Source organism: Nocardia sp. NPDC051570, assembly GCF_044454005.1.
Lineage (GTDB): Bacteria > Actinomycetota > Actinomycetes > Mycobacteriales > Mycobacteriaceae > Nocardia.
The window spans coordinates 1-26,469 of sequence record NZ_JBITDI010000039.1 but is presented as its reverse complement, the minus strand read 5'-3'; the positions used below and the strand labels follow the sequence as shown (position 1 = coordinate 26,469).

The window sequence follows — 26,469 nt, the reverse complement described above, 5'->3', positions numbered from 1 at the left end:
CCGCAAGGCCACGCACTTTCTCGGCTTCCTCACCCTCGCTGCGGCATTGACGTGCTACAAGAAACTGGCGAAATCAACGACATGAGACACCGTCTAAGTAGCGAGGGTCGTCGGTTGCAGCATCGCGAGTATGCCGCGTGGTGAGCCGAGGAGGCTGGGGTGGTGGTCGAGGTGCAACTGTTGATTCGGCGTCAGCTGATGGACAACAACCGACTCATCTGTCTTGACAACCAACATGACTCCCACTCGAATAACCGCCTCCTTTGTGTGCTCTAGTCCCGGTGGTCGTTCGAGCAGGCGGCCTCCCTTGTTCAGCTCCTTGAACGCCGCGTCTCGCGCCCTGTTCAGCTCTTCCAAAGTCTTGGCGGCTCACGATCGCGTTACCACGCGCTTTATCCTCGCGTTCTACGGTCGCAGCGTCGGCGGTTTCCCACTCAGGAGTCAGGGTGTCAGCGCGCGGCCCATTGTCTCTTTCTCCGCTGCGTGTCTCCACCTGCTGGTCCGGACTTATCCGGCTTGGGTGTGCACGACACTCGCAAGATCACCCATAACAGACCAATTGTCTCTAAGATCATTCGTGTGTTCGTGGATTGGTAACGCGACCGAGCTCGTCTCCTCTGTTCGCGTGAGGTGGCCTAGGCCCCGGTTGCTGCTCGAAAAGGATTTCGAACCTGCGTGTACTCGGCAACTATGTCGACTACTGTAGTGATCCCATGCCCATAGCGCTCTCCTCGGTTACACCGCTTGTCTTCTTGTTGTCGCTGATCGCGATCATCCCCACCGCATGGGCTGTGGGACAGTACAGCCGCAAGGTGTCCTCGGCTGGTTCGTTCTACGCATTCATCGAGCGGGCAGCCGGGCGAGGTCCCGGCTTCCTGACCGGCTGGGCCCTGTTCGGCGCCTACGGTGCGCTCGCGGTGGGCGGTTGCGCGAGCTTCGATGCGTTCGTTTCCGATGTTGCGAAAAGTCAAGATTGGGGCAGCTTCTCGTGGCTGTGGCCCGCCCTGATCGCCGGCGCAGTTGCTGTGGCGCTCTCCATCCGCGGCGTGCAGGTGTCGGAGGTTGTCAGTGTCGTCATGCTCGGGATCGAACTGGTAATCGTCATCGCACTCTCGGTGGCGATCTTCGTCCATGGTGGCGCCGAGGGCTTCAGTCTTCAGCCGTTCAACCCGGGATGAGCAAGAACAGGCACAGCGGCGCGATGATCGGGACGAGAATGCGCAGCAGGTAGCGACGGGCAGCTCCGGGACCGGTGAGGTCGTCGATCTGCCAGCCGGACATCGAAGCGGGCAGAACGCCGCCGCAGAGGTAGCGGATCCATTGTGCCGGTGTCGGTTTCGTCAAGGCGCTCATGTGGCAGCTCCCGTCGTCACCGTGGGTATTCGACCGTGGGCGTAGGCGATCGCGTCCGGGGTGTGATCGAACAGATGCGCGTCGCCACCTGCGGGCAGGGCGCCGAAAGGGGCGAGCCGGCGGCGGTGGTCGGCGCGCAGGCCGGACATGAGCACGGTGATGTGGCGGTGTTCGAGTTTGCTGATGGCGTCTTTGAGGACGAGTGCGCCGGTGGTGTCGATGGTGCTGATGTGAGACATACGCAGGATGACCACGCGGACGTCACCGATCTGCGCTAGTTCGAGCAGGAACCGGTGAGCGGCGGCGAAGAACAGCGGCCCGTCGATGCGGTAGGCAACGATGTGATCGTGCAGCAGCTGATGTTCCTCGGTGAGTTGGCTGATGCCCTCGGCCGTATCCTTGAGTGGAATCTGCTGTAGCCGTGCCTCTTTCGCGACCGCGCGCAATGCGAGCACGATCGCGATGCCAACGCCGACAGCCACCGCGGTGACCAGATCCAGGGCGACGGTGACAGCAAAAGTGACCACCATGATCACCCCATCCGCCCTCGAGGCTCGGGCGATCGCGGCCAGCGACGCGGTCTCCACCATGCGCACCGTAGTCGCCAGCAGCACACCGGCTAGGGCCGCGACCGGGATGTCGGCGACGAGCGGGGCGGCGAGATAGATGACAGCGGCCAGCACCACGGCGTGGGTGAGCGCGGCGAGCCGGGTGCGAGCGCCGGAGCGGACGTTGACCGCGGTGCGGGCGATGGCGCCGGTCGCCGGGACACCGCCGAACAGAGGCGCTGCGATGTTGGCCAGTCCCTGGCCGAGCAGTTCGCGGTCCGGGTTGTGGCGAGTGCCTACAGCCATCGCGTCGGCGGCGGTGGCTGACAGCAGCGACTCCAACGCGGCCAGCGCGGCGACCGCCAGCGCGGGCGCTATCAGCGAGCCGAGCTCGCTGATATGAACGAATCCGATGGTGGGAGCGGGCAATCCGGAGGGAATCTGCCCGATCGGAGTGAGATCCAGCTCGAAGATTCGCGCCACGGTGGTCGCTGCGGCGACGGCGAGCAGCGCGAACGGCAGCTTCGGCAGGTATCGGCCACCGATCAGCACGACCGCCGCCACCATCAGCGCGGTCGCCAACGTCAGGTGGTGTGGTTGGGAAATGTATTGGCGGACAGCGTCATACGCCGACTTCCAGACCTTCTCACCCGCCGCATGCGAGATACCGAGTGCCGCCGGGAACTGCTGCAGCGCGATGACGACGGCGATACCGGCGGTGAAGCCCTCGATCACCGGGGCCGGCATGTAGCGCACAGCTCGCCCGACCCCGGCGACCGCGAGCGCCACCAGCACGAAACCGGCCAGCAGCCCCACCTCCAGCACCCCACCCCCGCCGTACCGGTGGACGATCGGAACCAGGACCACGGTCATCGCGCCGGTCGGCCCCGATACCTGGAACCGGGAACCACCGAACACCGCCGCGACCGCACCCGCGACGATCGCCGTGGTCATGCCTGCGGCGGCGCCGAGCCCGGAGGAGATGCCGAAACCCAGCGCCAGCGGAAGCGCGACGAGGGCGACGACCAGACCAGACAATAGATCCGCGCCGGGGGAGCGGAGCGCCGGTTTCCAGTCCGAGAAGCGCGGCAGCAGGGCGAGCGTGTTCACAGCGTCTTCGCCAGGCGCAGTTTCAGGGCCGCCAGCTGTTCGCGCAGCTGCTCGGGGAGCCGGTAGTCGCCGATGGCGGCGTACCACTCGTCGATAGAGGCGGTCTCGGTGATCCACTCGTCGACATCCACCGCCAGCGCCGCCGCGACCAGCGACCGAGCGCGTTCGCCCAGGCCGGTCAGATCCAGCGCCCCAGGTGCGGGGACGTATCCGATCGGAGTCTCGATGGCGTCGCCGTCGCCGTCGAGCCGCTCGAGGACCCATTTCAGGACGCGGACGTTGTCACCGAAGCCCGGCCAGAGGAACTTCCCGTCGGCGCTGCGGCGGAACCAGTTGACCTGGAAGATCTTCGGCAATCGGGCGCCGTCGCGGTCGGCTAGCGACAGCCAGTGCGCGAAGTAGTCGCCGACGTGATAGCCCAGGAACGGCAACATCGCCATCGGGTCCCGCCGCACCACACCGACTTGACCGGCCGCCGCTGCGGTGGTCTCCGACGACAGCACCGAGGCGGTGAACACACCGTGCGCCCAATCGAAGGATTCCGCCACCAACGGCACGGTGGTGGCGCGGCGGCCGCCGAACAAGATCGCCGAGATCGGCACTCCGGTGGGATCGTTCCACTCCGGCGCCACCGACGGGCACTGCGCGATCGGCGTACAATAGCGCGAATTCGGGTGCGCTGCAGGCGTTCCTGTCTCCGGGGTCCAGCTCCTGCCGCGCCAGTCGATCAAATATGCCGGGGTGTCGTCGGTGAGGCCTTCCCACCAGATGTCACCGTCGTCGGTGCGGGCGGTGTTGGTGAAGACGGAATTTCCCAACTGGATGGTGGCGATCGCGTTCGGGTTCGTCTTGACCCCGGTGCCGGGTGCCACGCCGAAGAACCCAGCCTCAGGGTTGACCGCGTACAGCCGCCCGTCCGCGCCGAACCGCAGCCAGGCGATATCGTCGCCGATCGTCTCGGCCTGCCAGCCTGCCAGTGCGGGCTCCAGCATCGCGAGGTTGGTCTTGCCGCACGACGACGGGAACGCCGCGGCCACGTAATGCGTCTTCCCTTGCGGGGAGGTCAGTTTCAGGATCAGCATGTGCTCGGCCAGCCAGCCCTCATCACGCCCCAATACCGACGCGATCCGCAGCGCGAAGCACTTCTTGCCCAGCAGCGCATTGCCGCCGTACCCGGAGCCGTAACTCCAGATCTCCCGGCGCTCCGGGAAATGCGAGATGTATTTGGTCCTGTCGCACGGCCACGGCACATCCGCCTCGTCGTCGGCCAGCGGGACGCCCACCGAGTGTAGGCATTTGACGAACTCCGCACCGATGCCGAGCCTTTCCCACACCAGCATGCCGGAACGGGTCATGATCTGCATCGACACCGCCACGTACTCCGAGTCGGTGATCTGAACACCGAACTTTGGATCCTCGGCGTCCAGCGGCCCCATGCAGAAGGCGATCACATACATGGTGCGCCCGGCCATCGCGCCGCGGTAGTGCTCGGTCATGACGGTGCGCATGTCGACCGGATCGACCCAATTGTTGGTCGGGCCGGCATCGGCCGGGTCCTCGGAGCAGAGGAAGGTGCGGTCCTCCACCCGCGCCACGTCCTCGGGATCGGACACGCACCAGAACGAATTCGGCTTCGCCTCGAGCGGCACGAAGGTGCCCTTGTCGACCAGCGCCCCGGTGAGCCGGTGCCATTCGGCGCGCGACCCGTCGCAGAACACGATCCGGGCGGGAGCGGTCAACTCGGCGACCTCGGCAACCCAGGTCAGGATGCCCGCATGGTCGGTCGGTGTCAGCCCAGTGCCGGGAGCGCAGGTCGAGAGATCGGTCACGATGGTTGTCTCCTTCATAAAAACGCTAGGTGTTTAGTTTAGAAAGTCTGCAATCAGCGGGTAAAGCTGCCCGCTCTTTGCGGGCAGAGCGTGCGGGGTCAGGCGGGTTGTTCGAGTGCTTCGACCTGGTCGGCGACGACGCCGATGAGGATAGCGCGGGCGACAGCGAGAAGTTCGGCCACTTCGGGGCTGGTGATCGCGTAGGTCACTGACAGACCTTCACGGCGAGCGGTGACCAGCCCCGCGCGGCGCAGGATCGACAGCTGCTGCGACAGGTTCGCGGCCTCGATGCCGATCTCGTCGAGCATCTCCGCCACGCCGTATTCACGCTGACTGAGCAGCTCGAGGGCGCGGACGCGGACCGGGTGGCCGAGGGTTTTGAAGAAGTCGGCTTTCATCTGATAGAGCGGCCGTTGTAGTCCTGGCATGCGAGCCGCTCCCTTTCGTCGGTGGTGGGCGCTTGGCAAGCGCCGCCTTGCTGATTGCAGAGTTTAGCAAACAGGGAAACTATCCCGGTGAGGTGCTCGGCCCTGCTCCGTCACTCCCTGGTCATCTGTTTACTAAACAAGGCAATCAGAAAATTCGTGAAGTAGGGGATTTAGGCTCTACAGCTAGTGCGGTACGGCCTGCACAGTCGATCTTCGGGGGCGGTCGACGACCGGGTCGGCGTGGTGCGGACGGCGACAGGAGACGCAGTGGTGCGGGAAGCGGGGCTGTGGCAGTCGGCAGCGTTCCCCGAGGTGAGGGTGTTCGCTGCCGACCGGGTACCGGTGCTAGAGCAGGACGGTTCGCCGGTGCGATCGGGCGGCTGCTGCGCCACCAGCGGATCACCGGCGGGACCCGGGTGCGGATCACCGCCGCGAACAGTGAAAGCTCCTCTCCGGCAACTATATTGGCGGCGTCTCCCTGACACGGGATCATCACACCATCCCGTCGTCGATTACCGCGACACGAATTTCGGCACACCCCACTCGACTCATTTCCGGCGGCACACCCGACCACACCACTGTCGGCTCGGTGTCCGGACATCGTTGTCCGGACACCGAGCCGAGAGAATCATTTCCGGTCGAACAGGTTTCTGGCCTTGTCGACGGCGGTGCCGAGGGTGTCCTTCACGTCGGTGACGGCGTTTTTCATCAGGGCCTCGGCCTGATCGGCTCGGCCTTCGGTACGCAGGTCGTCGTCGCCGGTGAGGTTCCCCGCGGCCTCCTTGGCCTTGCCGCCCACTTCCTCGGCCTTGGCGCTGATCTTGTCGTTGACAGACATCGCATACCTCCGGTTCGACAGGCGCACCCGCTCTGGATGCGCACAGTGACAGGACGCCACACGCGCCGTGATCGTCACGCAGCAACCGATGAGACAACGATCACTCATACTCGTCGTGAGGTTTGCCCATGCGCGGTGTCTTTGGCAGTGAACGGTGGAGGAGGTGCTGTGACCACGACCGAAGCGGCACCCGTAGCAGCACCGGACGATGCGACCCTGGCCGGTCGGGCACGCGACGGTGATGTACGGGCATACGAACAGCTAGTGATGCGCTACCAAGGGCCGATCTATCGGCTGGCGGTGAAGATGCTCGCCGACCGGGGTGAGGCCGAGGACGTGACGCAGGAGGTCTTCCTGACCGCATGGCGGCGCTTGGCGCAACTGCAGGACGATGCCGCGTTCTCGGGCTGGCTGTACCGGATGACGACCAACCGCTGTCTCAATGTGCTGCGATCCCGGCGTCCGATCACCGATCTGGACCCGGACCTTACCGAATCGCCGCGTACCGACACCCGGCCCGACCATGCGGCACAGGTGAACTCACAACTCGAAGCTCTGACCACGGCGCTGCAGGAACTGACTCCTGAGCAGCGGGCCTGCTGGCTGCTGCGGGAGGTGCACGGCCGGTCCTACGAGGAGATCGGCGTGATAGTCGGCGCGAACGTCACCGCGGTCCGTGGGCGGATCGCGCGTGCCCGGGCCCAATTGGCGGAGGTGATGCAGCCGTGGCGGTGAAACCCAGGACCTACGACAACGCCGCGAACTCCACGGATTCCGACGAGTACGTGTTGCCGTGCGGCCGCACGTTGGAGCGGGTGTGGCAGCGACTGGACTCGGCGCGGGCCGACTCCACGGACGACCATGAGGCGAACTGTCCACACTGTCGCGCCGCTCGGGAGAGTCTGCTGGCCCTGCGCGGCGCGACCCGCGAACTCATCGAGGCCGACGACGAGCCGTCTCCGGATCTGTTGGGCCGCATCATGTCCGCGGTGCAGGCGGAGATGCGACGCGGCAAGACGCTGCCGCTGCCGACCGATGTCCCCGGTGCGGTAGTGATCAGTGAGCAGGCCGTGGCGGTGGTGCTGCGCTATGCCGCCGATACCGTCGCCGGTGTGCGCGCCCGGCGCTGCCGCGTGCGCGACGTCGGCCGCGGACCAGAGGGCGCGACCATCGTCGATGTCGAACTGACCGTCGTGGTGCGCAGCGACGGGGTGATCGGTGATCTGATCCCGCAGGTGCGCGAGCGGGTGGCCGCCGCGGCGTCCGGGCGGGTCGGGCTGCGGGTGCAGCGCCTCGATATCGTCGTCGACGACATCTACCGGGAGGGGCCGCAATGACCCAGGTCGCGGCGGAACCCGAACTCGTCGTCAGCGACACCGTCGTCGCGGCACTCGCGGCGCGCGCCGCCGCGGCGGTTCCCGGGGTCGCACGACTGGAAATCGGGCTGCGGGAACTGGTGGGCGCGTTGACCAGAGCCGGGAAACGGTTGTGGTCGGGACAGGAGTTCGCGTCCACCGACGGTGTGCGGGTGCGCAGCACCGGCGATGGGGTGCTGGCGGTGCAGATCGATCTGGCGGTCGCGGCCGGCCACCGCGCCGCCGAGGTCGGCGTGCGGGTACAGCAGGAGGTGATGCGCGTGGTGGCCGAGCAGGCCGGAGTTCGTGTCGACGAGGTATCGGTGCAGATTCTCGATGTGGATCCGGAGCCGCGGTGACCATCAAACGACGGACACCCGTTCGAAAGCTGATCGACGCCCTGACCACCGCGGTCTCCGACATCGACGGCCTGCGCCCGGCCATCCCGGTCGGCCTCGATGATGCCGGGTGGCTGCCGTGGTCGCCGGCCTCCTTTGCCGTCGAGTTGACCCCGACGACCGTGGAGATTCGGGTGATCGCGACCGCACTGCCGTTGACTTCCCTTGCCGCACAGGTCGAATCGGCGATCAGACCGTTACTCGAAGCTACCGAATGGGCCGCGGCAGTGCTGCGGCTGATTGTTGTCGATCTCGATGCCACGGTATTCGGCCTCGAACACAGCAAAGGAACAGTTACTTAGATCACGCGCAAGGGCCGTGACGATTTTGTCGCGGTCGTGTCCTACAGGTAGCGCCGAAAAGCAACGGCGACAACACCGTCGACAAGGAGGCACTCGTGACCGGAACAACCACCGAGAAGGGCACCACCGACAAGGCTGCGGCCGAGCAGCACAACGGCAACCGCGGACGGAATTCGGGCAGTGCGCTGGTGACCGACAAGGGCACCACGACGATCGCCGACACCGTGGTGCAGAAGATCGCCGGGCTGGCCGCTCGCGAGGCCCGCGGCGTGCACGACCTCGGTGGCGGCACGGCCCGCGCCTTCGGCGCCATCCGAGACCGCATTCCCGGCGCGTCGGCCAGTGTGGGGCAAGGGGTTTCGGTGGAGGTCGGCGAGAAACAGGCCGCCGTCGATCTGGAACTCGTGGTGGAATACGGCGTTTCGATCGCCGACCTGGCACGGGCGGTGCGGCGCAACGTGATCACCGCGATCGAGCAGATGACCGGGCTGGAGGTCGTGGAGGTCAATCTCAACATCAACGACGTGTACATCCCCGAGGACGACGACCAGCCGCGGCCGACCCGGGATCGGGTGGAGTAATCGTGAACGCCACAACGCTAGGCCTCGTTGCCGGGATCGCGCTCGGGTTCGCCGCCGCGTTCGGCGGTTTCGGCGCCTTCGCCATCGTGCTGGTCTTTGCCGCGCTGGGCCTGTTCGTCGGCCGCTGGCTCGATGGCGACGTCGACGTGGCGGAGCTGCTGGGGTCGGCTCGCCGTCGAGGACGGCGATGAGCGGCGTGGAGGCGGTCGTCGATCTGCCGGGCGTGACGACCGTCAGTGATCGGGCCGTCCGGCGCATCGTCGCCCGGGCGGCCCGGGAGGTGGACGGCGTCCTCGACGATGTCAGAGTCACCGCCCGAGTCACCGCCGACACCGCCGCGTTGAGCGTCGAGCTGCCGATCCGGTATCCGATGCCGATCGGTCGTGTCGCAGACGCGTGCCGGGCGCATCTGATCGAGCGTGCACGGGAGCTGGCGGGTGTCTCGGTGTCCAGCTTGGACATCGCGATCTCCGCGTTGAACCCGGCGGCCGAATCCGGGCGGGTCCGATGAGGCGGCGACCTCGCCGGACACCAGCGGCGACCGTGGTGGCGGTCGCGACGCTCGCGCTCAGCGTCGCGGTGATTGTGTCGCTGATCCAACGGCTCACCGGCACACACGAATTCGTCTCCTACGACACTGTCGCGGCTTGGTTGCACGGCACGACCTGGCGCAGCTCGTGGGTCCTGGCCACCGGCGTGACCGCGCTGGTGATCGGCGTGCTGCTGCTCGGGAGCGCGCTGGTCCCGGGGCGCGCGGTGGTGCTTCCATTGACAGCCGAGGAGGACCTCAGCGCGGGTATCACCCGCCGCGGCCTGCGTACGACGATGCGAGAGGCCGCCTACACGGTCGAGGGCGTATCGACTGCACGAATCAGACTGCGACGCAACCGTGTCGGTGTGGTGGCACGCACCGAACGAGCCGTTGCGCAGGAGTTGACCGAACCGGTGCGAGCCGCTGTTGAACAGCGCCTCGCCGAGCTCGGCCCGGCCGCTCCGCCGCAGGTGGTGGCGCGGTTGCGTCGAACGAAGAACAGGGGGACGCGATGAGTGTCGCCAATCGCCCGGCCGCGGTGAACCGAACCGTGCTCGCGATGGTCGGACTGATACTGATTGTGGGCGGTGTCGGCGCCGTGGCCGCTTACACCGGCCGACTGCATCGCCTGGACCGCGACGCCACCCTGGTGCCGGGCACGGCGGCGCCACCCACCTGGGTATTCTGGGTCGCGATCGCGGTCGCGACTGTCGTGGCGCTGCTGTGCCTGCGCTGGCTGGCCGTCCAGGTACGCCGACGGCCGAAACCCGTGAAATGGCATGTCGGCCACGATGTCTCGACCGGATCCACGACCCTGACATCGGATACCGCCGCCGCTCCGGTCGCCGCCGACATCGAGGGCTACCCCGGCGTGCGGTCCGCATCGGTATGGATGGCAGGGCCCGGGGGCGCGCCGGAATTGCATCTGCAGGTCACGATGACGCCCGATACGGATGTGATCGAGCTACGCCGACGCATTCTCGGTCACGGGGTACCCCGGCTACGCCAGGCCCTCGAGGCCGACGCGATCCCAGTGACACTCGAACTCCGGGTGCACTGACATCCGCGAGCACAGCCAGCAACGGGATCCGTTGGGTGAGATTCCGCGCTGTCCGGGCATGTGCTCACCGCCACCACGATCTTCCGGGTCCGTATGCAAGCTCGGCGCCTGATCACGGTCGGCCCCCTATTTGGGGACGAGAATGCCGGTGAGATCCGCATTCCGGATGGGCGTCTTCGGATTCGCCTGACCCCGGCACATCAGGTCGATCACACCGATCGCCTGATCGACAGTCCGGTCGTCGACCGAAGCCGTCGTGGTGGCACGCTGCTCGTTGAGGTACTTGCGAACGGTGATGTGCTGGGTATCGGAATCTTGTCCGATGAATTCGTTGCACGGCGTGTCGCCGCCCTTGTTCACGATCTCCTTGGCCTGCTGACCGCAGGAACTGAGCAGGGCGGCACCTATCACGGCGACGATCGCGAGCGCTGTTCCCACACTTCTGGCGTGCACCATGGTTGCATCCCTGTCTGTCGTTTCCGGTCTGACACTGATGACGTCGGCGCCAAGCGAATTACCGGCTAGCGCCCACGCAAACCACCCTGGATGCACGAGCCCCAAAAGAACCAATACGGCCGGGTAGGTCGCGAGCACGATCGCGGCAACCGGACGGTTACTGCATAGGCGCGGTCACACAACTATCGCCTGCTGGTCAACGGCTGTTGAGTCGCAGCTGATGAACTCGCCGCCAATGGAACGAAATGACCACAGGAAGCTCTGGGGGCGTGCCGATGTCTCAGACTGGGTTATAGATAGGGTTTGTTCTTGACCGTGGCACCGATCCACCGGAATTCGACGCGCAACGCCCCACGCCTGCCAACGGTCCCGGGCGGACAGGATCACGATGAGCAGCCGAGGTGGTGGCCATGAAAGTGGCGGAGGCTGATCGTCAACGGAAGTCGAGAGGTGCGTTCGCGCGCGACTGTCGAGCGGACAGACTCGGCGGAGTCGAATGGGTCACGTCCGCCTGTTGCCTCTATCTGTCGTCAGCTATCTTTTGGCAATAGGCGATTCGGCTCCATGCGCAGGGAGAGGGATCGAAAATGGAAGTGCTGGTGGCAGGCTCGTCAGGGTTCGTCGGTAGGTCATTGTGTCCGAAGCTCGAGGCGGCGGGACACGCGGTACGCGCGATGACGCGGCGGCCGCGGTCGTATCGAGGGGCGGGCGCGCCCGTGCGCGGTGACGTCCACGATGTCGAATCGCTGGAGGCGGCGTTGGCCGGCTGCGAGGTCGCGTACTACCTGGTGCACTCGCTCGACGAGCCGACGTTCGAACAGCGCGACGCCGCCGCGGCACGACGGTTCGGGCAGGCGGCGGCCGAGGCGGGCGTGTCGCGCATCGTGTACCTCGGCGGTCTGGGGGCCGACGGGGACCATCTGTCCACACACCTGCGCAGTCGCAGGGCGGTAGAGCATCTGCTGGGGGTCGCGGGGGTGCCGGTCACGACGCTGCGCGCGGGGGTGATCGTGGGTCACGGCGGGATTTCCTGGGAGATGACTCGTCAGCTGGTGGAACATCTGCCCGCGATGATCACTCCGAGGTGGGTGCGGACCAGGACCCAGCCCATCGCCCTCGATGACGTGATCCGCTACCTGGTCGGCGTGCTGGACTGCCCGGCAACAGACGGCCGCGCCTTCGAGATCGGTGGCCCGGAAATGCTGACCTATGGGGACATGCTGCACCGGCTGGCGGCCATCGAGGGCAGGCCGCTGCTGGTGCTGCCGGTTCCGCTGTTGTCGCCGCGGATGTCGTCGTTGTGGCTGTCCCTGGTGACCGACGTGGACCCGCGGACCAGCCGTTCACTGATCGAGTCGATGGTCAACGAAACCGTGGTCCGCGACGACAGCATCCGCAACCTGATCCCCTTCGAACCGATGGACTACGACGAGGCGATCCTGCGCGCGCTCGGCCAACGCGCCAAGGCCCGGCGAGCCGCATGAACCGCGCGTCGCGCCGCGCGGCCCTCACCGCGCTCGGCGTGTTGGGGTCGGGGCTGCTGCGCGAGTCGCTGACGGCGCGCCCGGATTCGCCCCGGTTCTACCGGCTCGGCCTCGCTACCGCCGCCACGTGGACGGTCGGCGGATTCGCCTGCGGTCCACCACGGTTCGCCGCACGCGGGCGGTCCCGGGATGCGCTCCTCGCGCCGCTGACCGGCGCCGTCGCGTTCGGGGTGTTCACCTCGGGTGCACTGGTGGCGCGCCGGATCCCGATGCTGGACCGAGCAATCCGCCACGTTCTGCGGTATTCCCGAGGCTCGTCGATGACGCGGCCGCTGCTGATCGCGCTGGTGAGCGGGGCAGCCGAGGAGATCTTCTTCCGCGGCCCCGTCTACGAGACGGCGGGACGGCATCCGGTGGTGGTATCCACCGGCGTCTACTGCCTGGCCACCACCGCGACGCGCAATCCCGCGCTGATCCTCGCCGCCGCGGTGATGGGGACCCTGCTCGGCGTACAACGCCGTGCCACCGGCGGCATCCGGGCACCGATACTGACCCATCTGACCTGGTCAACCCTGATGGTGTGCGGCCTGCCCGCCTTGTTCTCCGCGGACGGCGGACTCACCCACGTCGTGACATGACATCCATCGCCAGTGTTCACTGTCGCCGGCGGCGATCCCCGCCAGTGCTTCCACTCGACTCGCCCGAACCCATCCGCCCTCGGATGTGCCCGCAGGGCGGACAAGAACGTCCACGCGCTGTGCTCATTTCCGAGCGATCTGGCCGGGTTTCTCGTCGTGGGTACTCACCGTAGACGCCTTCTTCCGACTTCTTCCTGTCGGTCAGACGGTGAGGTCGCTCAGAGCGGCGGCTCGGTCGGGGTAGACGGTGAGGATCTGTGCCAGGCCGGTGACCTCGATGGGGCGTCGGGCCTGTGGTGAGGCGACGATTCGCAGTGGGCGAGGGGCGGCGTTGTGATGAGCGGCCAGCAGCACAGCCAGTCCGGTCGAGCCGATGAATCCGACCTCGGACAGGTCGACGACCAGGACCGGTGCCGGGTCGGCGATGGCTTGATCGATCGCAGCCTGCAGATGCTGGATGGAGACGAGGTCGATTTCGCCGGAGGCGGTGACGATCACCGCGCTGTCGGTGTGGGTTACGGCGGCAGTGAGGAGGCGGTCGGTCCCGGTGTCGCGCCCGTGTCCGCGGTTCTGCATGTCGTGCAGTCCTTTCCGGGGGTGGCAAGGCTCCCGAGCCCCGCACCTTCCACAGGTGAATGTAACTCCCGAGTCCCGGACTGCGCACCAGGACAGGGGAAAATCTTCTGTGTCGACTGTAGACATTCGGTGAAGGTTAGGGTAGTTTTTGTCGAGTCGGAAGAAAAGGAAGTCTGATGGCGCGGGAGATGACGAACTGCCCGTGAAGTGGAGGGCAGCAGCCCTGACGTGTGGACCGGGAAGTGTGCCGGTCCTTGGCTGCCGAGTACGCAAGGTGAAGTGCACGGAAGATGAAGTAACGCAGTGAGGAGAAAGGAGGAGTTGCCCGCCGTCGCGTCGCCCGTGAAGAGGTTTGCCCGGGCGACGGCCGATGTCACAGTGATATGTCGGGCGATGGTTAGTAATTCCCCTCAGTGCCCCCGGTGCCGTACGACGGCACCGGGGGCACTCGTCGTATGGAGGTACCACGATTCCTGATTCCACGACCGCGAACGAGAGGTTCGACGACGACGACTACCCCGCTTACACGATGGGCCGGGCCGCGGACCTGCTGGGCACGACCCAGGCGTTCCTGCGCAGCCTCGACGAAGCCGGATTGATCACTCCGCAACGCTCATCGGGCGGGCACCGCCGCTACTCCCGCTACCAGCTGCGCCTGGCCGCGCGGGCCCGCGAGCTCCTCGACCAAGGCACCCCCATGGACGCGGCGTGCCGGATCATCATCCTCGAAGACCAGCTCTCCGAAGCCCGCGAGCTCAACACGAAACTCTCCCAGCAGGATTGACCACGCCTGCGCGCCGGCGCGCAGACATCAGGCTCGGGTGTCGCTCTCGGGGTCCTTGCCCGTCCGGGACGTTCCTCCTGGCGCCGCCCGGGGTGACGTCGGCGGATCTGCGACCGGATCGGCGGGTCGTGTCGCGGCAAGTTCGGCGTTGAACTGGATCCCGAGAACCAGAGCCAGGTTCGACAGCCACACCCAGACCAGGAAGATCACCAGACCGGCCAGCGACCCGTAGAGACGGTGATAGGTGGCCGCGTGGGCGGCGTAGACCGTGAAACCAGCCGAGCACGCCAGGGTCACGAGCACGGCCAGCACGCCGCCGGGGGCCATGCGGCGCACCGGTCGAGTGGGGGCGGGGCCCTCGCGGTAGAGCACCAGCACCAACGCCACCCCCAGCACCAGCAGTACCGGCCACCGCAACCCATCCCACACCGCCCGGGACACCTCACCCAGGCGCAGCACCCGCCCCACCTGCGCAGCCACTGTCCCGGTGACTACGAGCGCGAACGCGCTTCCCACCATCGCCGTCACCACCACCGCGGCGGTCACGACGATGCGCGGTGCGGTTTTCCATACCGGCCGACGGCTGTCGGTGCGGTAGATGGCGTAGATGGCGCGGCGGAACACGCTGAGGTAGCTCGATCCCGACCACAGTGCACCGGCGACGCCGAATCCGGTCAGCAGCCACGCATCCGAGCGTTGCTGGGTCATCGCCTGCAGCGCGTCGCGGATCAACTGTCGTGACTGCGCCGGAACGACCGCACTGACATGATCGATCACCTCCGGGGTGGCCCCGGGCTGAGACAGGCCGAACACCGAGATCACCACCAGCAGCATCGGAAACAACGCCAACACCGTGTAATAGGTCAACGCCGCGGCCCAATCGGTGAGGCTGTCATCCCACGCGGTGACCACCGCGCGCGCGAACGCCACCGGATACGACAGCGGTGTCGACGGCTCGCCGCTGACCGCCTCCGCGGCGGCCGAGTCACAGCCCGAGTCGGTCGGGAGTGGCTCGGTGGGCGGATCGTCGTGTGACATGGCGGCCTCTCCCCGAACTGGCGAATACGTCGACAATATGCCCGCACCAGCGGCCCGGGCGTGCGAGAGGGGCGGCCCGCGACCTCGACCTTCGGTGCACTGCTACCGGAGTTGCTGTTGCCGATTCGATACGGCAGGTCCGACAGTCGAGCGTCGAGGAATACCGCGAAGAAGTACCCCATCCAGATCATGAAGCCGTAGAAGAAATACGCCGTGCCGAACCGGCGAATGAACACTGCCAAAGACATGACCAGCAAGCATCAGGTCGGTATGCCCCACAACCACTGTCCCCGGCAGCATCCCCACCGCGATCGCGACCGGAAAGAAGACAGCAGTGCGAACCTTCAGCCAGGACTGTGTGCCTCCCAACGCCATCGAGCCCATCATCGCCATGACAGTGCCCAGCAGAATCGCGACCAGCAGCCCCCGGTCACTCGCATGAGTCAGCCGCCCGAACCCGTATTCCACACCGATCGTGGTGGTCATCGCCACCGCCACGGACAGGGACATCCGTAGACGCTGCAGCCCCGGATCGGACGCGACCACCCGATCCCAGGTTTCGCGTATCACACCGTTCGTAACCATACCCACCGCCGATCCGGCACCGCTGACAGCCGAGTAGTGCCAAAAAAGGCAGCACCACAAGAAGATTCATCTTACCGACGGCGAGCACCCATCTCGGAGAGCGCCTGATCAGCGGCTCCGGCCGCATTCCGTGGCGGCACCGTATGTCGGTGGGAGACGAATGTTGCTGTCGCCGTGTTGTTCTCAGGCGTTGGTCATCCGAGCGTGTGATGACGGCAGGGCCGTGCACGTGCGGGGTTCGACGTCGGCGACTGTCCGCTCAACGTCCGGTCCCGTCCGACATCGGTTGTACCGCACCAGAAACCGGCAGATCAACGCGGCGATCCACCGGATCGCACTCGACCTGGCGCGCTACCACCGGGAGCTCCTGGCCCGTCGAGAAGCCAGCGTCGACGGTGGTATGGGGCAAACCGTATAGGACTCCGAATCTTCAGCGGAAGCCTGCCGAATGCCGTGCTGCCCAAGCGATCTGTCACCCGTCGAGGTTGTCGAGTATCTGTGCGATCTCTTTCGCGCGTGGGTGGGCGATACTCCCGTAGTAGTTCAGGGCTGAGTGGTACTCGCGAATGGCGGCGTCCCGCTGACCCGCGGTGGTATACGCCTGGCCGAGCCGGTAATGCGCATCGGCTTGGTGGCGGCGGGTGCCGTCTGTCTCGAAGGATGCCAGGGCCGCACGGAATTTGAGGATCGCGGCATCGGTGTTGCCGAGAGCGAGCAGTGCTCGGCCGACTACGAGGGCGGTTTTGGCGAGGTTGTCTGTCTCGTCGGTGTCGGTTCTGCCGAAATAGCCCTCCGCCAGCGGCGCTTCGGCCACGACGCGGTCCCACCATCCGATGTCGACATAGGCGCGAATCTGTTGCAGGCACAGGATCGCGGGCACGCGCTCTTGTTGAATCTTGTCCAGCTGTCCAGGCCCGGCAGTGTCGACCACCTCGCCGGATTGCCGGTAGAGATCGAGGGCGCCCAGCGGATCCTTGTCGGCTGCGGCGATCTTTCCCAGCCATTCGAGGGCGCTCTGCTCTCCGAGAATATGGTGCAGCCGACGGGCGGCGGCGAGGGACTCGGTGAAATGACGGCGGGCGTCGTCGTATTGGCCAAGTTCGAGGTAGGCCGCGCCGAGTTGGTTGGTGAGCTGCATGATGGCAGCGTCGTGATGAAGTGTTCGAGCGGAGTCCAGGCCGGCGAGATGGGTATCGATCCAGATGTCGTGTAGCCCGTGGATGTGCAGGTATTTCCATATCACCACGCACAGCTGCCACGCGGTGTCGTGAAAACCATTGCGGTTCGCGGTCCGCGCGATCGAGACGAGGTTGGCTGATTCGAGTTCGAACCACTGCAACGATTCGCTGCGAGTCGGCCCGGACCCCGGGTGTCCGGTGTTCAACAGCTGGGCGACCGGATCGACCCACCAGCGCTGCGATATCGCGCCTCCACGCGGTAAGGCTTTACGCAGAAACCAGGAAGTCCAGCGCCGCTCTATCTCGTGGGGTGTTGCTTGTGTATCGATGGCCAGCGCTCGTCGGCGTGCGTCCTCGCGTAGGACGGGATGCATCGAGTAGCGATGTGTGGTTTTGTCGACGCCGAGAAGATTGAGGTCGACGAGATCCTCCAAGACAGTGAAGGTGTCTTCGGTGGTGACTTTCAGTACCGCCGTGGCGGCGTCGAGTGAGAAGTTGGCAGCGAGCAGGGAGCCGAGCCATCGGTATGCCGTGGCTTGCTCGGTGGAGAGTTCATCGTAGGTAGTGTTCAGAAACGTTGTGAATCTCGCGGAGCTGTCGAGCTCCAGCAGGTGCAGGCGAGATTTCCGCAGCTTTGTCAGCATATGCTGCGCACGAGGCGCCCGCCCGCGGATATGCGCGGCGAGTATGCGTACCAGCAGGGGAATTCCGTCGCACAGCTCGACCAACGAAGAAATCACCGTGTCGTCGAGTTCGTCGACGGTGTCGTCAAGGATGCTGAGGAACAGGCGGTGTGCTTCATCCGGTGGCAGCTCGGTCACTTTGAAGTCTTTGAATCTCTGCCGGTCCAGAATGTCGTTCCGGGCTGTGCTCGTCGCGATGAAGGTAACACCGGGCGCGTCCGCCGGAATGAGATCGGCGAGCTGTGCCGGGTTGGGGTAGTCGTCGACTACCAGAACGAATTTCCGGTGCGGATCGCGGCAGATGGCCGCCAGGATCGCGGCTTTCTCGGCATCTGTGCACTTCTCGTAGCCCTCAGGTGCTCTTAGTTGCCGCAAGATGCCGGTCATCATCTCCCCGAAGGGGACAGCCGTGTTATCGGATCGGCGACCGGATTCCCACACCAGAGCGCCGATCGCGTCCTGGTAGTTCTTCGAGAACTGGGTGGCGGTACTCGATACACCCATCCCGGTGATGGCGTGGAGATACATTCGGCTGGGGATCTTGCGGTCTCGGCATCGGCGGGTCCAATCGGCCATGGCCGCCATGACCGGCACCCGGTCCACGAATGGTTCTGCCCATGGGGCCCAACCGTTCTGGCTCATTGCGGCCTCCCCTCGACACGACGCTGCCCGGCTTACTGTAGCCGAATCGAATTGCGAAGCTTGGAGATCGCGGCGGATCAGGTTGCGGGCGGTTCGATCACCGGGGTGATCACGACCGAGAGCCGCTGCGAACCGAGAAGCACCGCCGTTGCCGAGGGCAGCTGATCGGATGGTCCGCCGATATGGCGGTCGTGAATCGCCGCGGCGACCGCGGACACGTCCGATACTCCGGTGATCGGAGAGGAAAGCTCGGCGCCGACCGGGCCGAGTCGGCGATGATGTATGCGGAGATGGGTGGGGCCGGTGACCGCGACAGCGATCGAGCAGGCAGGTCGAGTGCGCACGATATCGGCGAGCCGACTGTCGATGTCAGGATCGCCGAGATCGCCGACAACGACGATGTCGGCGTTGCTGTACAGGTCACGGCGGGGATGTTCGCTGTCGACGGCGAGATATGTCGGTACGGCCCGTGGGCCGCGGCCGCCGGCGACGGTCACATCGGCCGGCCATCGGCGTACCCGGACCGCGGCGCCACTGCCGACGGTGTGCGGGTCGCACGCCAGCCAACATGCTTGTACCGGCTGTCGGTTCGGATGGAGATCGGTTGCGGCATAAGGAAATACCGGTACCGCTGTCGACGGTTCGGATAGATCCATCAGACGGTAGAAGGTGGAGCGCAGTAACTGGGCGCATTCGCCGGGTCTCGAACTGGCCAGCTCCGCGATCGAGGCGACGTCGCCGGGGACGTTCTCGGTGCGTGCGGTCGAGATCTGTTCGGAGAAGGAGCGCAAAGGATCCAGGCGCTTCGCGGTACGGCCGAGGACATCGACCGCGGAGCCGGGAGCGACTTCGGTTTCGGGAAACGACGCCAGCAGGGTCGGAATCGCATTCGATGCCGCATACGCGGTGACAGCGCCATGGTCACCGACCACCACCGAGGAGGCCAAAATCGTGTGCTGCCAACCGATCACCGGCGGAATGAGCCGCAATCCGGACCGCAACGCGTCTGCGAGCCAAGTCCGCAGCTGCCACTGGCCGTGAGCGAACCAGGCGTTGGGATGAACAATGGCGGCGACCACGTGATCGTCCAGGGTCAACTCGCCGAGTAGCGCCGCGATGAGATCGGGGTGGCGGCCCAGCAGAGAATTCGGCCCCCACGTCGACGAGACAGTGACCACGTGCTGATCCGGTTCGACCCCCAGTGCGCTCCGATACTGGCGTCGCATCTGCCGGCTGGCGCGCATCCGGTCCAGGCAGGGATCGCCGGCCACCACTGCGCGATCCACCGCCTCCGGAACAGCTTTCGCCAGACGGGTCAACTCGTGCTCGTGCGAGAGAACGATCGCATCCGGCATCACACCGTCATGAACGAGCCACTCCCGAGATAAGCCATACACCGTCTCGCGTCTCGCGTCTCGCGTCTCGCGTCTCGCGTCTCGCGTCTCGCGTCTCGCGTCTCGCGTCTCGCGTCTCGCGTGTTTAGTATATCCCATTCCGTGGGATAGAACGGCAAGGGGGGCGGAAATTCGGTGTAATTCTCCGCTGTGGTGGACGGATATAGCCAGGTCGAATTGGTCGCTGAGGGCCCGAGTCCACGGTACGACGACTGCGCCTTCGCTGGTGATCTGTTTCTCGACGTCGCCGGTGACATTGGATGAATTCGGGAATGTGTAAAGAATCTGAATGCGCCAGTCGGAATCAAATACCGGGAGTATGTCCGCCAGTCGGTTCCATGCTGTGATCGTGTGCACCACGACGAGGACGGTTCGGGTGGATTGGACCGTGATCCAGTGTGGATGGCCGGATTTGATCGGTGTTGCAGAATCCGATGTTCGGCGCAAATGACACTCTCCTGTAAACCGACAACTCGACCACTGTACTCGCATGTGAACCGCCGACTCGGTCAGGGCCCGCGGAAGATGTGCGTTGTATAGGCTGCCGTGTCGCGGCCGCGGTGGTATGTGTCGGTCCATGACACTCCAGCTCTGGCTGACCACCATCGTGGCGGTCGTCGGTCAAGTAACCACTGTGGTCAACGGGATCGTGATGGCGCGACTGACCGCGCGGAACGCGGACAAACTAGCTGTGCGCACCCGTGAGCTCGACCGCGGACGAGAACGTCGCAAAGATCTCGAGGATGTCTGCGATCGATTCCTTCTGACAGCTCGCCAGCTTTGTGAACCGGATGTCGGCGCCACCGATGAAGTGTTGCGTGAGCTGCAGGGTGTGGTTGTGCGTATCGAGCGTCTCCGGCCGAATGTCGCCGAGAGCGCGATCATCGCTCATCGAAAACTCAAGCGCCTGGTCACAATGCGCTCCGAGGGGATGTGGAGCGACGCGGTGACCGAGGCCGAGCGCGAATGCGACAGCGCGATAGCCGCAGTTCGGGACGCATTGGTGGCCGAGCTGAGCCTGGAGCAGTAGTCCGGTCCGCAGGGTGGCCGGCCAGCGGGCAGAGCCCGACCAGACTTCGAACGAAACGTACGGGCTGCGATAGCAACTGCGGCGAACAGGTGGGGGATGTCACGATAAAGTCCGGTTCGTCGGAGCATCGGGGGTCGCGGTGGTCGAGTCGAGATGTGGGAGGGTCTGCATGTTGGTGCCGCATGAGATTCCGCCGGGGCCTCCGGTGTTCGTCAACCGGCAGCCGGATTTCGAGTGGGAGGATGGCTCCTGGTTGTCGAGCAGGCCGGGTACGGCTCGGATGGGTGTGTGCACCGGTCTTCCCGGTGTCGGCAAGACCGCGTTTATTCGGCGATGCGTCGAGCGGGCGCTGGCGGCGAGCGTATTCGCCGACGGGGAGCTGCACGTCGATTTCGGCTCGGTGCAGTGCGAGCCGGTGTCGGTCGCGGATGCGCTGGCGGCGTGCTTGAGCGCGCTGGGTGTGCGGCCGATGGTCATGCCGACAACGCTGTCGGAGCGGGCAAATCGTCTGCGCAGTCTCAGGCGGAGAAGTCGGTCCTGATCGTGCTGGAGAACGTGACAGATTCCGCCCATGTGCTGCCGTTTCTGCCGAACAGTGCGGCGAGCGCGGTGTTGGTGACCAGCAGCCAGCTCAGTGAGCTGTTGCTCGACGGGGCGGAGGTGCGGCGCCTGGAGCCGCTCGACGGCGCTGCGGGTACTCACATGATCAATGAACTCGTCGGTGCCCGTGCGCATGCGGAGCCCGACGCGGTGTCCGAGCTTGTCCGCCAGTGCTCGAGGCATCGGGGCGGACGATAAGGTCGGAGGCGGAGTTGGGCATCCTCACCCGCATCCTTACGGGCGATCGGTGCGGCCGGCATGGCGGCAGACTCCACAAGTCCGACGGACTGGTCTGGACACCGGTGTCGCGGCCGCTGTTCCTCGGCCGATTTGCTCTCGGTCATCACACCTCCCTCGATCGCCGCGGCGAGCCGAGCAAGCCGCTACCACTTTCTGGCACAACAAGATCTACGGCGAGGTTCGCGTACACGCCGGTCCCGGGCACCGGTTTCGCTCGCCGAGTGTTGGCGCTCAGGCACTTTCGAACGAACTGCCAACCGAAGAAGGATGCCGGACGGCGCGTTGGGAATTGGCCGAACTTCGATGTGCCAAAAGCCGGTCACGGCGCCGGTGGGCGATTCGTCTTGTTCGGGCCCACGTTGACGAAGAGCCTTTCTGTTTGATGCGCGGTGATGCGCGACGCCGCCGACCTCGGGCAGAGCTGGCTCCCTGTGTCGTCGGGCGGCATTGTCATTCGGATTGTGGTGTGGCTGTGCGGGTTGTGGTGGTTGACTCGAGGCAGAGGCGAGAGACGTGATCGGTGGAGTGAGGAGTGGATTGTGGTCGACCGTGACAAGCCGGTGGATATCAGGCCGGACCTACCGCACAGCGCACGCATCTATGACTACTTCTTGGGCGGCAAGGACAACTACGAAGCCGATCGTGCCGCTGCGGAGAAGATCGAGCAGGCCATCCCGTCGGTCAGGGAGGTGGCCCGGGGCAATCGCGCGTTCATGATCCGCGCGGTGCGGTATCTGAGCGATCTGGGCGTGCGCCAGTTCCTCGATATCGGCACCGGCATTCCTACCGAACCGAATCTGCATCAGGTCGCGCAGGAAACCGCGCCCGACTCCCGGGTGGTGTATGTCGACAACGATCCGATCGTGCTGGCCCACGCCCGGGCCCTGTTGACCGGGACGCCGGAGGGGGTGACCCGGTATGCGGAAGCCGATGTGACCGAACCGGAACGAATCCTGGCCGACCCCGCGGTGCAGCAGACGCTCGATTTTGGAAAGCCGGTCGCGCTGAGCCTGATCGCGCTGTGTCATTTCGTTCCCGGCGAACGGATCTACGACATCATCGACACGCTGCTTGAGCCGCTGGCGCCGGGGTCGTATCTGGTGATGACACACCTGACCACCGATTTCGATCCGCAGATAGTGGAGGGTACGGTCCAGGCGTATCGGCACAGCGGCATCGCGATGGAGGCGCGTACCCGCGAAGGAGTTTCGCGATTCTTCAGGGATCTGGAATTGGTCGAGCCCGGCATCGTCGCGATCGACAGCTGGTACCCCGACGGGGAACAGCCGCAACCAGTGCCCGAGAGGGAAGAGTCGCGACCGGCGTCGAATGTGACACTGCTGCGCGCCGTGGTCCTCGAACCGGCCGCCGCCGGGTACGCCGCGGTGGGACGGAAGCCGGCCGAATAACCCTGAGCCACCCCGGTGAGTCCGGAGACTCCGGACTCACCGGGGGAATTCAGTCGAGCAAGACGATCTCGTCGTGGGAGCCGATCAGGATGTTACTGGCCAGCGGGTCACCATGATTGGGTTCATCAACAGCGCCTGCGACGGTGAGGAGTCGCTGCAGTGTGGCGTGGTGAGCGGCCGTGAGATAACCCATCTCGTGGTAACGGCGGAAGCGGCCCGGGTAGTCGAAGACGGTACCGAGAACTCCCGTCGGTGGTTGCCACTGGTTGAACCTGGACACTCCTACGATCTCGGCGGTGGCCAGGGCTCGCTGTGGGGTAGTGGTCGTTATCGAGTCGCCGCCCGGTGCCCCACTCCAGAACCATCAGTTGCCGATCATCGGTATGAAGCAACCTCGGGGCAGACACAGTCGATGGCGTGTGGTCGAAGACTTGGTAGACACGCAATTCATGACGCCACTTGTCGGCCCAAAACGGATCCGGGTCGAGCAGGATCTTCACCGCGACTCGCCGATCACGATAGATTCCCGCTGCGAGCGGTGTCTTGTCGGTTTGCTGCAAAATCTCGGAGACGCGAACGTCGGCTGCGCGGGCGGCAGCCATAGCGGCGTTCAGAGACCGGGTCCGCACGGCACTCCTCGATCCACTCGATGATTCATGCGCAGGCAATTCAGCGGTCAGAGCCAGTAGGTGGCCGGGAATTCTTCGCGGAGACCGCCTGCGCCACGGTCGGATCTACGTGCGCCACAGCGGAATACCCGAGCTCTATCGCGGGGCCTCGTTCATCGCGGCCGGTCGTAGATCCGTCGTCGTGATTTGATCGATTGGGAGCCAAAAGAATTCGAGGTGCTCCTCCTGGCTGACCGCGGCCCCGGCGATCTCGGCGGCGAACAGGAGGTTCAGCTCGTGATGGCTGGTGCCGGTGTCATCGACATAGCTGTGCTCGATCACTGCGGTCAGGCCACCCACGGTGGCAATGGCGCCCGCGTGGGCGGGGACCCGACCGCGACAGCAACGAGACCCCATCCCCCGTCGAACGCCTTCTGTCGACGAGCCGACAGGTCCGCAAGTTTCCGGGTTCTATGCCCGCCCTCGATCGAGAGTCGGTGTTGCCCCGATGGTTCCGTTGCGGTAGAAAATGTGTGTGTACGTCCGCGTAGCGCGTTATTCGTCGGGGTATTCGCCGGTGGCGATGAAGAAGGTTCGGCGGCCGACGAGGACGGCGTGGTCGGCGAATCGTTCGTAGTAGCGGCCGAGCAGGGTGAGGTCGACAACAGTAGTGGTGGGTCCGGTGAAGTCGTCGGCGAGTACGGCGGTGAGCAGGTTGTGGTGCAGGCGGTCCATGGTGTCGTCCTGACCGTCGAGTCGGGCCGCGTCGTGCGGGTCGCGGGAGCCGAGGACGTCCGCGGCGTTGGTGGCGATGGCGACGGCGGCCTCGCCCATGCGGGACACGAGGGGCGCCAGGGTATCCGGTACCGCGTGGGCGGGGTGGCGGCGGCGGGCGATGTTGGCGATGTGTTCGGTGAGCGCGGCCATTCTGGCCAGATCCCCGACCACGTGCAGGGCGGTGACCACTTGCCGGAGCTCTCCGGCGACCGGTGCTTGCAGGGCCAGCAGCCTGACCGCGGCGCGTTCGCAGTCCTCGCGCGTGGTGTCGATCTGACGGCACCGATCGATGGCGTGCTCGGCCAGCTCGAGATCGGCGCGCAGCAGAGCGTCGGTGGCGGTGGCAATGGCGGCGCGGTCACTCAGGCACATCACCTGCAATTGGTCGGCGAGGTGGTCGAGGCTGTGACGGTAGTGCGTCCGCATGACTCATCTTCGCCCCGCAATGGTTCCCGTGCCGGTTAAGACCCGAAAAATTAGGGGAACAACGGATTACCGGTCTGTTATCGGTGGGCGGCCTCGGGCGGGATGTACAGCTCGTGGCTCATCGTTGCGTGTACACGTGCCGAGGTGGTGACCGGTCCCGGCAGGTACGACTTGCTCCGGTCGGGTGCATCGGGGCCGAGACAGGCTCCGGTCGGGCGAAGTGGCTCAATGCATACCGCCCGCCGGAGCCTGCCGTATCCGAGGCAATGCACGCCAGACCCCTCGCGAGAACCAACGGGTACAGACCGGTATTCGTAGCCCGGCCGTATCGGATCGCATTGCGATGGCGCCACCTGCGGGAGACCCTTTGTTTCTGTCACCCGCACGATGATCGACGACTCGAGCCGGTGCGCGCCGCGCTCGCCCGCCCGGAGATGCCCGGCAGCGGCGGGGGCACCATCTGGTGTGGTGTCTCCCGGCCGGACGCCGGACTCTCGCGCTCGCCTGCATGCGTCGCTGGATGTCGATGACCGAACTGGAGCGTTCCCGGTTCGGTGGACACGGGGGTGGTAGCTGCCCGGTAGTACGGGAGTTTGGTGTTGGGTTCGACGCGGCGTAGTTTCACCGAGGAGTACAGGGCTCAGGCGGTGGCGTTCGTTCTGGGTGAGGGTCGGCCGGTGGCCGAGGTGGCACGCAATATCGGTGTGCATGAGATGACGTTGAGGAAATGGGTGCGTAAGGCGAGGGAGTCCGGCGGATCGGATGATCCGGCTGACGAGGGGTCGACCGACTCGGAGCGGGTCGAGTTGGCGCGGTTGCGTGCGGAGAACGCGGAGTTGAAGATGCAGGTCGCGTTCGCAAAAAAAGTTGCGACCTGGTTCGCGAAAGACCAGCGGTGAAATTCGCCGCGATCGCGGACTGGGCTGCTTCGGGAGATTTCGAGATCGAGTTCATGTGCCGGGAATTGGACGTGTCTCGGTCGGGCTACTACGCGTGGCGGGGCCGCGGTCGCAGCGACCGGGACCGGGACGATCGGATGCTGACATTGCTGATCGAGGCGATCCACGCCAAGCTGCGCGGCGATCCGGGCGTGCGGCGCGTACATGCCGCACTGGTCGCGACCGGGCGGCGTGTTTCGCGTAAGCGGGTGTGGCGGCTGATGCGTGCCGCCGGATTGCAAGGGCGATTCCCGAAACCGTTCCGGCGCACCACGATCCGAGGATCGAAGCCGGTGGACGCGCCGGATCTGATCGGCCGCGACTTCACCGCCACGGCGGCGAATCAGCACTGGTGCGGCGACATCACCTATGTGAAGACGTGGACCGGTTGGGCGTATCTGGCCACCGTGATCGACCTGCACGACCGCGCTGTCGTCGGCTGGGCGATCGCCGACCACATGCGCACATCGCTGGTCACCGACGCCCTCGCCAGGGCCATCGGCCGTCGCCGGCCACCGAAAGGGGTTGTGTTCCATAGCGATCGCGGCAGCCAAGACGGATTCAATCGGTCGTCGCAACACCGGGTTGTTGGAGCGATCGTAGGTGTTCGTCGAGGGCTTCGGCGGGAGTGCGCCATCCCAGCGTCTTG

32 protein-coding genes and 1 pseudogene are annotated in these 26,469 nt (G+C 65.5%); 19 read left to right on the top strand and 14 right to left on the bottom strand.

Annotated features, from left to right (window positions below; all coding sequences use genetic code 11):
- Positions 1-713 precede the first annotated feature (713 nt).
- Entirely contained in the window at positions 714-1,178 is a 465-nt protein-coding gene (locus ACIA76_RS42670) for a hypothetical protein (RefSeq protein WP_397161160.1), read from the top strand.
- Here the strand turns inward: ACIA76_RS42670 and ACIA76_RS42665 are convergent.
- From ACIA76_RS42665 to ACIA76_RS42645, 5 genes are all read right to left on the bottom strand, one after another.
- Positions 1,165-1,353 carry a DUF5313 family protein gene (locus ACIA76_RS42665; RefSeq protein ID WP_397161158.1) on the bottom strand — a complete coding sequence of 63 codons (189 nt, stop codon included), beginning with the start codon at positions 1,351-1,353 and terminating at the stop codon, positions 1,165-1,167. The two genes, ACIA76_RS42670 and ACIA76_RS42665, sit on opposite strands and share 14 nt — an antisense overlap.
- Positions 1,350-3,098 carry a SulP family inorganic anion transporter gene (locus tag ACIA76_RS42660; RefSeq protein ID WP_397161156.1) on the bottom strand — a complete coding sequence of 583 codons (1,749 nt, stop codon included), beginning with the start codon at positions 3,096-3,098 and terminating at the stop codon, positions 1,350-1,352. Before ACIA76_RS42660 ends, ACIA76_RS42665 begins: the two co-directional genes overlap by 4 nt.
- Positions 3,008-4,840: a phosphoenolpyruvate carboxykinase (GTP) gene (locus ACIA76_RS42655; protein ID WP_397161154.1), complete on the bottom strand. Its 1,833-nt coding sequence runs from the start codon at positions 4,838-4,840 to the stop codon at positions 3,008-3,010. Before ACIA76_RS42655 ends, ACIA76_RS42660 begins: the two co-directional genes overlap by 91 nt.
- A gap of 98 nt (positions 4,841-4,938) precedes the next feature.
- Positions 4,939-5,268, bottom strand: coding sequence for an ArsR/SmtB family transcription factor (locus ACIA76_RS42650; protein WP_397161153.1), 330 nt, complete (start codon positions 5,266-5,268; stop codon positions 4,939-4,941).
- Between the two features lie 628 nt (positions 5,269-5,896).
- Complete coding sequence (locus ACIA76_RS42645; RefSeq protein WP_397161151.1) at positions 5,897-6,184, bottom strand: CsbD family protein; 288 nt, start codon at positions 6,182-6,184, stop codon at positions 5,897-5,899.
- 90 nt (positions 6,185-6,274) lie between these two features.
- On the opposite strand from ACIA76_RS42645, the gene ACIA76_RS42640 reads away from it, so the two are divergent.
- The 9 genes from ACIA76_RS42640 (at position 6,275) to ACIA76_RS42600 (ending at position 10,334) form a co-directional block, all read left to right on the top strand.
- Positions 6,275-6,841, top strand: coding sequence for an RNA polymerase sigma factor (locus ACIA76_RS42640; RefSeq protein WP_397161149.1), 567 nt, complete (start codon positions 6,275-6,277; stop codon positions 6,839-6,841).
- Positions 6,832-7,443: an Asp23/Gls24 family envelope stress response protein gene (locus ACIA76_RS42635; protein ID WP_397161147.1), complete on the top strand. Its 612-nt coding sequence runs from the start codon at positions 6,832-6,834 to the stop codon at positions 7,441-7,443. The genes ACIA76_RS42640 and ACIA76_RS42635 overlap by 10 nt, the downstream gene beginning before the upstream one ends.
- Positions 7,440-7,820, top strand: coding sequence for an Asp23/Gls24 family envelope stress response protein (locus ACIA76_RS42630; protein WP_397161145.1), 381 nt, complete (start codon positions 7,440-7,442; stop codon positions 7,818-7,820). Before ACIA76_RS42635 ends, ACIA76_RS42630 begins: the two co-directional genes overlap by 4 nt.
- Positions 7,817-8,161, top strand: a complete 345-nt coding sequence (locus ACIA76_RS42625) for a hypothetical protein (protein WP_397161144.1) — start codon at positions 7,817-7,819, stop codon at positions 8,159-8,161. The genes ACIA76_RS42630 and ACIA76_RS42625 overlap by 4 nt, the downstream gene beginning before the upstream one ends.
- Before the next feature lie 95 nt (positions 8,162-8,256).
- Positions 8,257-8,742, top strand: a complete 486-nt coding sequence (locus ACIA76_RS42620) for an Asp23/Gls24 family envelope stress response protein (RefSeq protein WP_397161142.1) — start codon at positions 8,257-8,259, stop codon at positions 8,740-8,742.
- Positions 8,743-8,744: 2 nt separating this feature from the next.
- Positions 8,745-8,933 (top strand): hypothetical protein, encoded by a 189-nt coding sequence (locus ACIA76_RS42615; RefSeq protein ID WP_397161140.1) that lies wholly within the window; start codon positions 8,745-8,747, stop codon positions 8,931-8,933.
- Positions 8,930-9,253, top strand: coding sequence for an Asp23/Gls24 family envelope stress response protein (locus tag ACIA76_RS42610; protein WP_397161138.1), 324 nt, complete (start codon positions 8,930-8,932; stop codon positions 9,251-9,253). Before ACIA76_RS42615 ends, ACIA76_RS42610 begins: the two co-directional genes overlap by 4 nt.
- Positions 9,250-9,789: a DUF6286 domain-containing protein gene (locus ACIA76_RS42605; RefSeq protein ID WP_397161136.1), complete on the top strand. Its 540-nt coding sequence runs from the start codon at positions 9,250-9,252 to the stop codon at positions 9,787-9,789. The genes ACIA76_RS42610 and ACIA76_RS42605 overlap by 4 nt, the downstream gene beginning before the upstream one ends.
- Positions 9,786-10,334 carry an alkaline shock response membrane anchor protein AmaP gene (locus ACIA76_RS42600; protein WP_397161134.1) on the top strand — a complete coding sequence of 183 codons (549 nt, stop codon included), beginning with the start codon at positions 9,786-9,788 and terminating at the stop codon, positions 10,332-10,334. The genes ACIA76_RS42605 and ACIA76_RS42600 overlap by 4 nt, the downstream gene beginning before the upstream one ends.
- A gap of 126 nt (positions 10,335-10,460) precedes the next feature.
- Here the strand turns inward: ACIA76_RS42600 and ACIA76_RS42595 are convergent, their stop codons facing one another.
- The gene (locus ACIA76_RS42595; RefSeq protein WP_397161132.1) at positions 10,461-10,928 is read right to left on the bottom strand and encodes a hypothetical protein; all 468 of its coding nucleotides are present in this window, start codon (positions 10,926-10,928) and stop codon (positions 10,461-10,463) included.
- A gap of 449 nt (positions 10,929-11,377) precedes the next feature.
- On the opposite strand from ACIA76_RS42595, the gene ACIA76_RS42590 reads away from it, so the two are divergent.
- Both ACIA76_RS42590 and ACIA76_RS42585 read left to right on the top strand, forming a co-directional pair.
- Positions 11,378-12,274 (top strand): NAD(P)H-binding protein, encoded by an 897-nt coding sequence (locus ACIA76_RS42590; RefSeq protein WP_397161130.1) that lies wholly within the window; start codon positions 11,378-11,380, stop codon positions 12,272-12,274.
- Positions 12,271-12,912, top strand: coding sequence for a lysostaphin resistance A-like protein (locus ACIA76_RS42585; protein ID WP_397161128.1), 642 nt, complete (start codon positions 12,271-12,273; stop codon positions 12,910-12,912). The genes ACIA76_RS42590 and ACIA76_RS42585 overlap by 4 nt, the downstream gene beginning before the upstream one ends.
- A gap of 201 nt (positions 12,913-13,113) precedes the next feature.
- On the opposite strand, the gene ACIA76_RS42580 is transcribed toward ACIA76_RS42585, so the two are convergent.
- On the bottom strand, positions 13,114-13,488 hold the full coding sequence (locus ACIA76_RS42580) for an STAS domain-containing protein (protein ID WP_397161127.1): 375 nt from the start codon (positions 13,486-13,488) through the stop codon (positions 13,114-13,116).
- A 529-nt stretch (positions 13,489-14,017) separates the two neighbouring features.
- Here ACIA76_RS42580 and ACIA76_RS42575 point away from each other — a divergent pair.
- A complete protein-coding gene (locus ACIA76_RS42575) occupies positions 14,018-14,272 on the top strand; it encodes a MerR family transcriptional regulator (protein ID WP_397161125.1) in 255 nt (84 codons plus the stop codon).
- Positions 14,273-14,299: 27 nt separating this feature from the next.
- Here ACIA76_RS42575 and ACIA76_RS42570 read toward each other — a convergent pair whose 3' ends face one another.
- From ACIA76_RS42570 to ACIA76_RS42555, 4 genes are all read right to left on the bottom strand, one after another.
- Positions 14,300-15,310 (bottom strand): YihY/virulence factor BrkB family protein, encoded by a 1,011-nt coding sequence (locus ACIA76_RS42570; protein ID WP_397161123.1) that lies wholly within the window; start codon positions 15,308-15,310, stop codon positions 14,300-14,302.
- A gap of 102 nt (positions 15,311-15,412) precedes the next feature.
- Entirely contained in the window at positions 15,413-15,820 is a 408-nt protein-coding gene (locus ACIA76_RS42565) for a hypothetical protein (protein ID WP_397161121.1), read from the bottom strand.
- A 547-nt stretch (positions 15,821-16,367) separates the two neighbouring features.
- Positions 16,368-18,398: a tetratricopeptide repeat protein gene (locus tag ACIA76_RS42560; RefSeq protein ID WP_397161119.1), complete on the bottom strand. Its 2,031-nt coding sequence runs from the start codon at positions 18,396-18,398 to the stop codon at positions 16,368-16,370.
- Between the two features lie 77 nt (positions 18,399-18,475).
- Positions 18,476-19,753: a hypothetical protein gene (locus ACIA76_RS42555; protein WP_397161117.1), complete on the bottom strand. Its 1,278-nt coding sequence runs from the start codon at positions 19,751-19,753 to the stop codon at positions 18,476-18,478.
- A gap of 616 nt (positions 19,754-20,369) precedes the next feature.
- On the opposite strand from ACIA76_RS42555, the gene ACIA76_RS42550 reads away from it, so the two are divergent.
- From ACIA76_RS42550 to ACIA76_RS42535, 4 genes are all read left to right on the top strand, one after another.
- Positions 20,370-20,822, top strand: a complete 453-nt coding sequence (locus tag ACIA76_RS42550) for a hypothetical protein (RefSeq protein WP_397161115.1) — start codon at positions 20,370-20,372, stop codon at positions 20,820-20,822.
- Between the two features lie 169 nt (positions 20,823-20,991).
- The gene (locus ACIA76_RS42545; protein WP_397161113.1) at positions 20,992-21,363 is read left to right on the top strand and encodes a hypothetical protein; all 372 of its coding nucleotides are present in this window, start codon (positions 20,992-20,994) and stop codon (positions 21,361-21,363) included.
- Positions 21,364-21,365: 2 nt separating this feature from the next.
- Entirely contained in the window at positions 21,366-21,620 is a 255-nt protein-coding gene (locus tag ACIA76_RS42540) for a hypothetical protein (RefSeq protein ID WP_397161112.1), read from the top strand.
- A gap of 581 nt (positions 21,621-22,201) precedes the next feature.
- Positions 22,202-23,071, top strand: coding sequence for an SAM-dependent methyltransferase (locus ACIA76_RS42535; RefSeq protein WP_397161111.1), 870 nt, complete (start codon positions 22,202-22,204; stop codon positions 23,069-23,071).
- 49 nt (positions 23,072-23,120) lie between these two features.
- Here ACIA76_RS42535 and ACIA76_RS42530 read toward each other — a convergent pair whose 3' ends face one another.
- From ACIA76_RS42530 to ACIA76_RS42520, 3 genes are all read right to left on the bottom strand, one after another.
- The gene (locus ACIA76_RS42530) at positions 23,121-23,351 is read right to left on the bottom strand and encodes a hypothetical protein (protein ID WP_397161109.1); all 231 of its coding nucleotides are present in this window, start codon (positions 23,349-23,351) and stop codon (positions 23,121-23,123) included.
- Between the two features lie 484 nt (positions 23,352-23,835).
- Positions 23,836-24,021, bottom strand: a complete 186-nt coding sequence (locus ACIA76_RS42525) for a hypothetical protein (protein ID WP_397161107.1) — start codon at positions 24,019-24,021, stop codon at positions 23,836-23,838.
- Between the two features lie 213 nt (positions 24,022-24,234).
- Positions 24,235-24,882, bottom strand: coding sequence for a phosphate signaling complex PhoU family protein (locus tag ACIA76_RS42520; RefSeq protein WP_397161105.1), 648 nt, complete (start codon positions 24,880-24,882; stop codon positions 24,235-24,237).
- 596 nt (positions 24,883-25,478) lie between these two features.
- Between ACIA76_RS42520 and ACIA76_RS42515 the strand changes: the two genes are divergently transcribed.
- Positions 25,479-25,781 carry a transposase gene (locus ACIA76_RS42515; protein ID WP_397161103.1) on the top strand — a complete coding sequence of 101 codons (303 nt, stop codon included), beginning with the start codon at positions 25,479-25,481 and terminating at the stop codon, positions 25,779-25,781.
- Positions 25,778-26,314: pseudogene (locus ACIA76_RS42510) on the top strand (IS3 family transposase); the annotation flags it as partial. The gene ACIA76_RS42515 and the pseudogene ACIA76_RS42510, both read left to right, overlap by 4 nt.
- Positions 26,315-26,469: the final 155 nt, after the last annotated feature.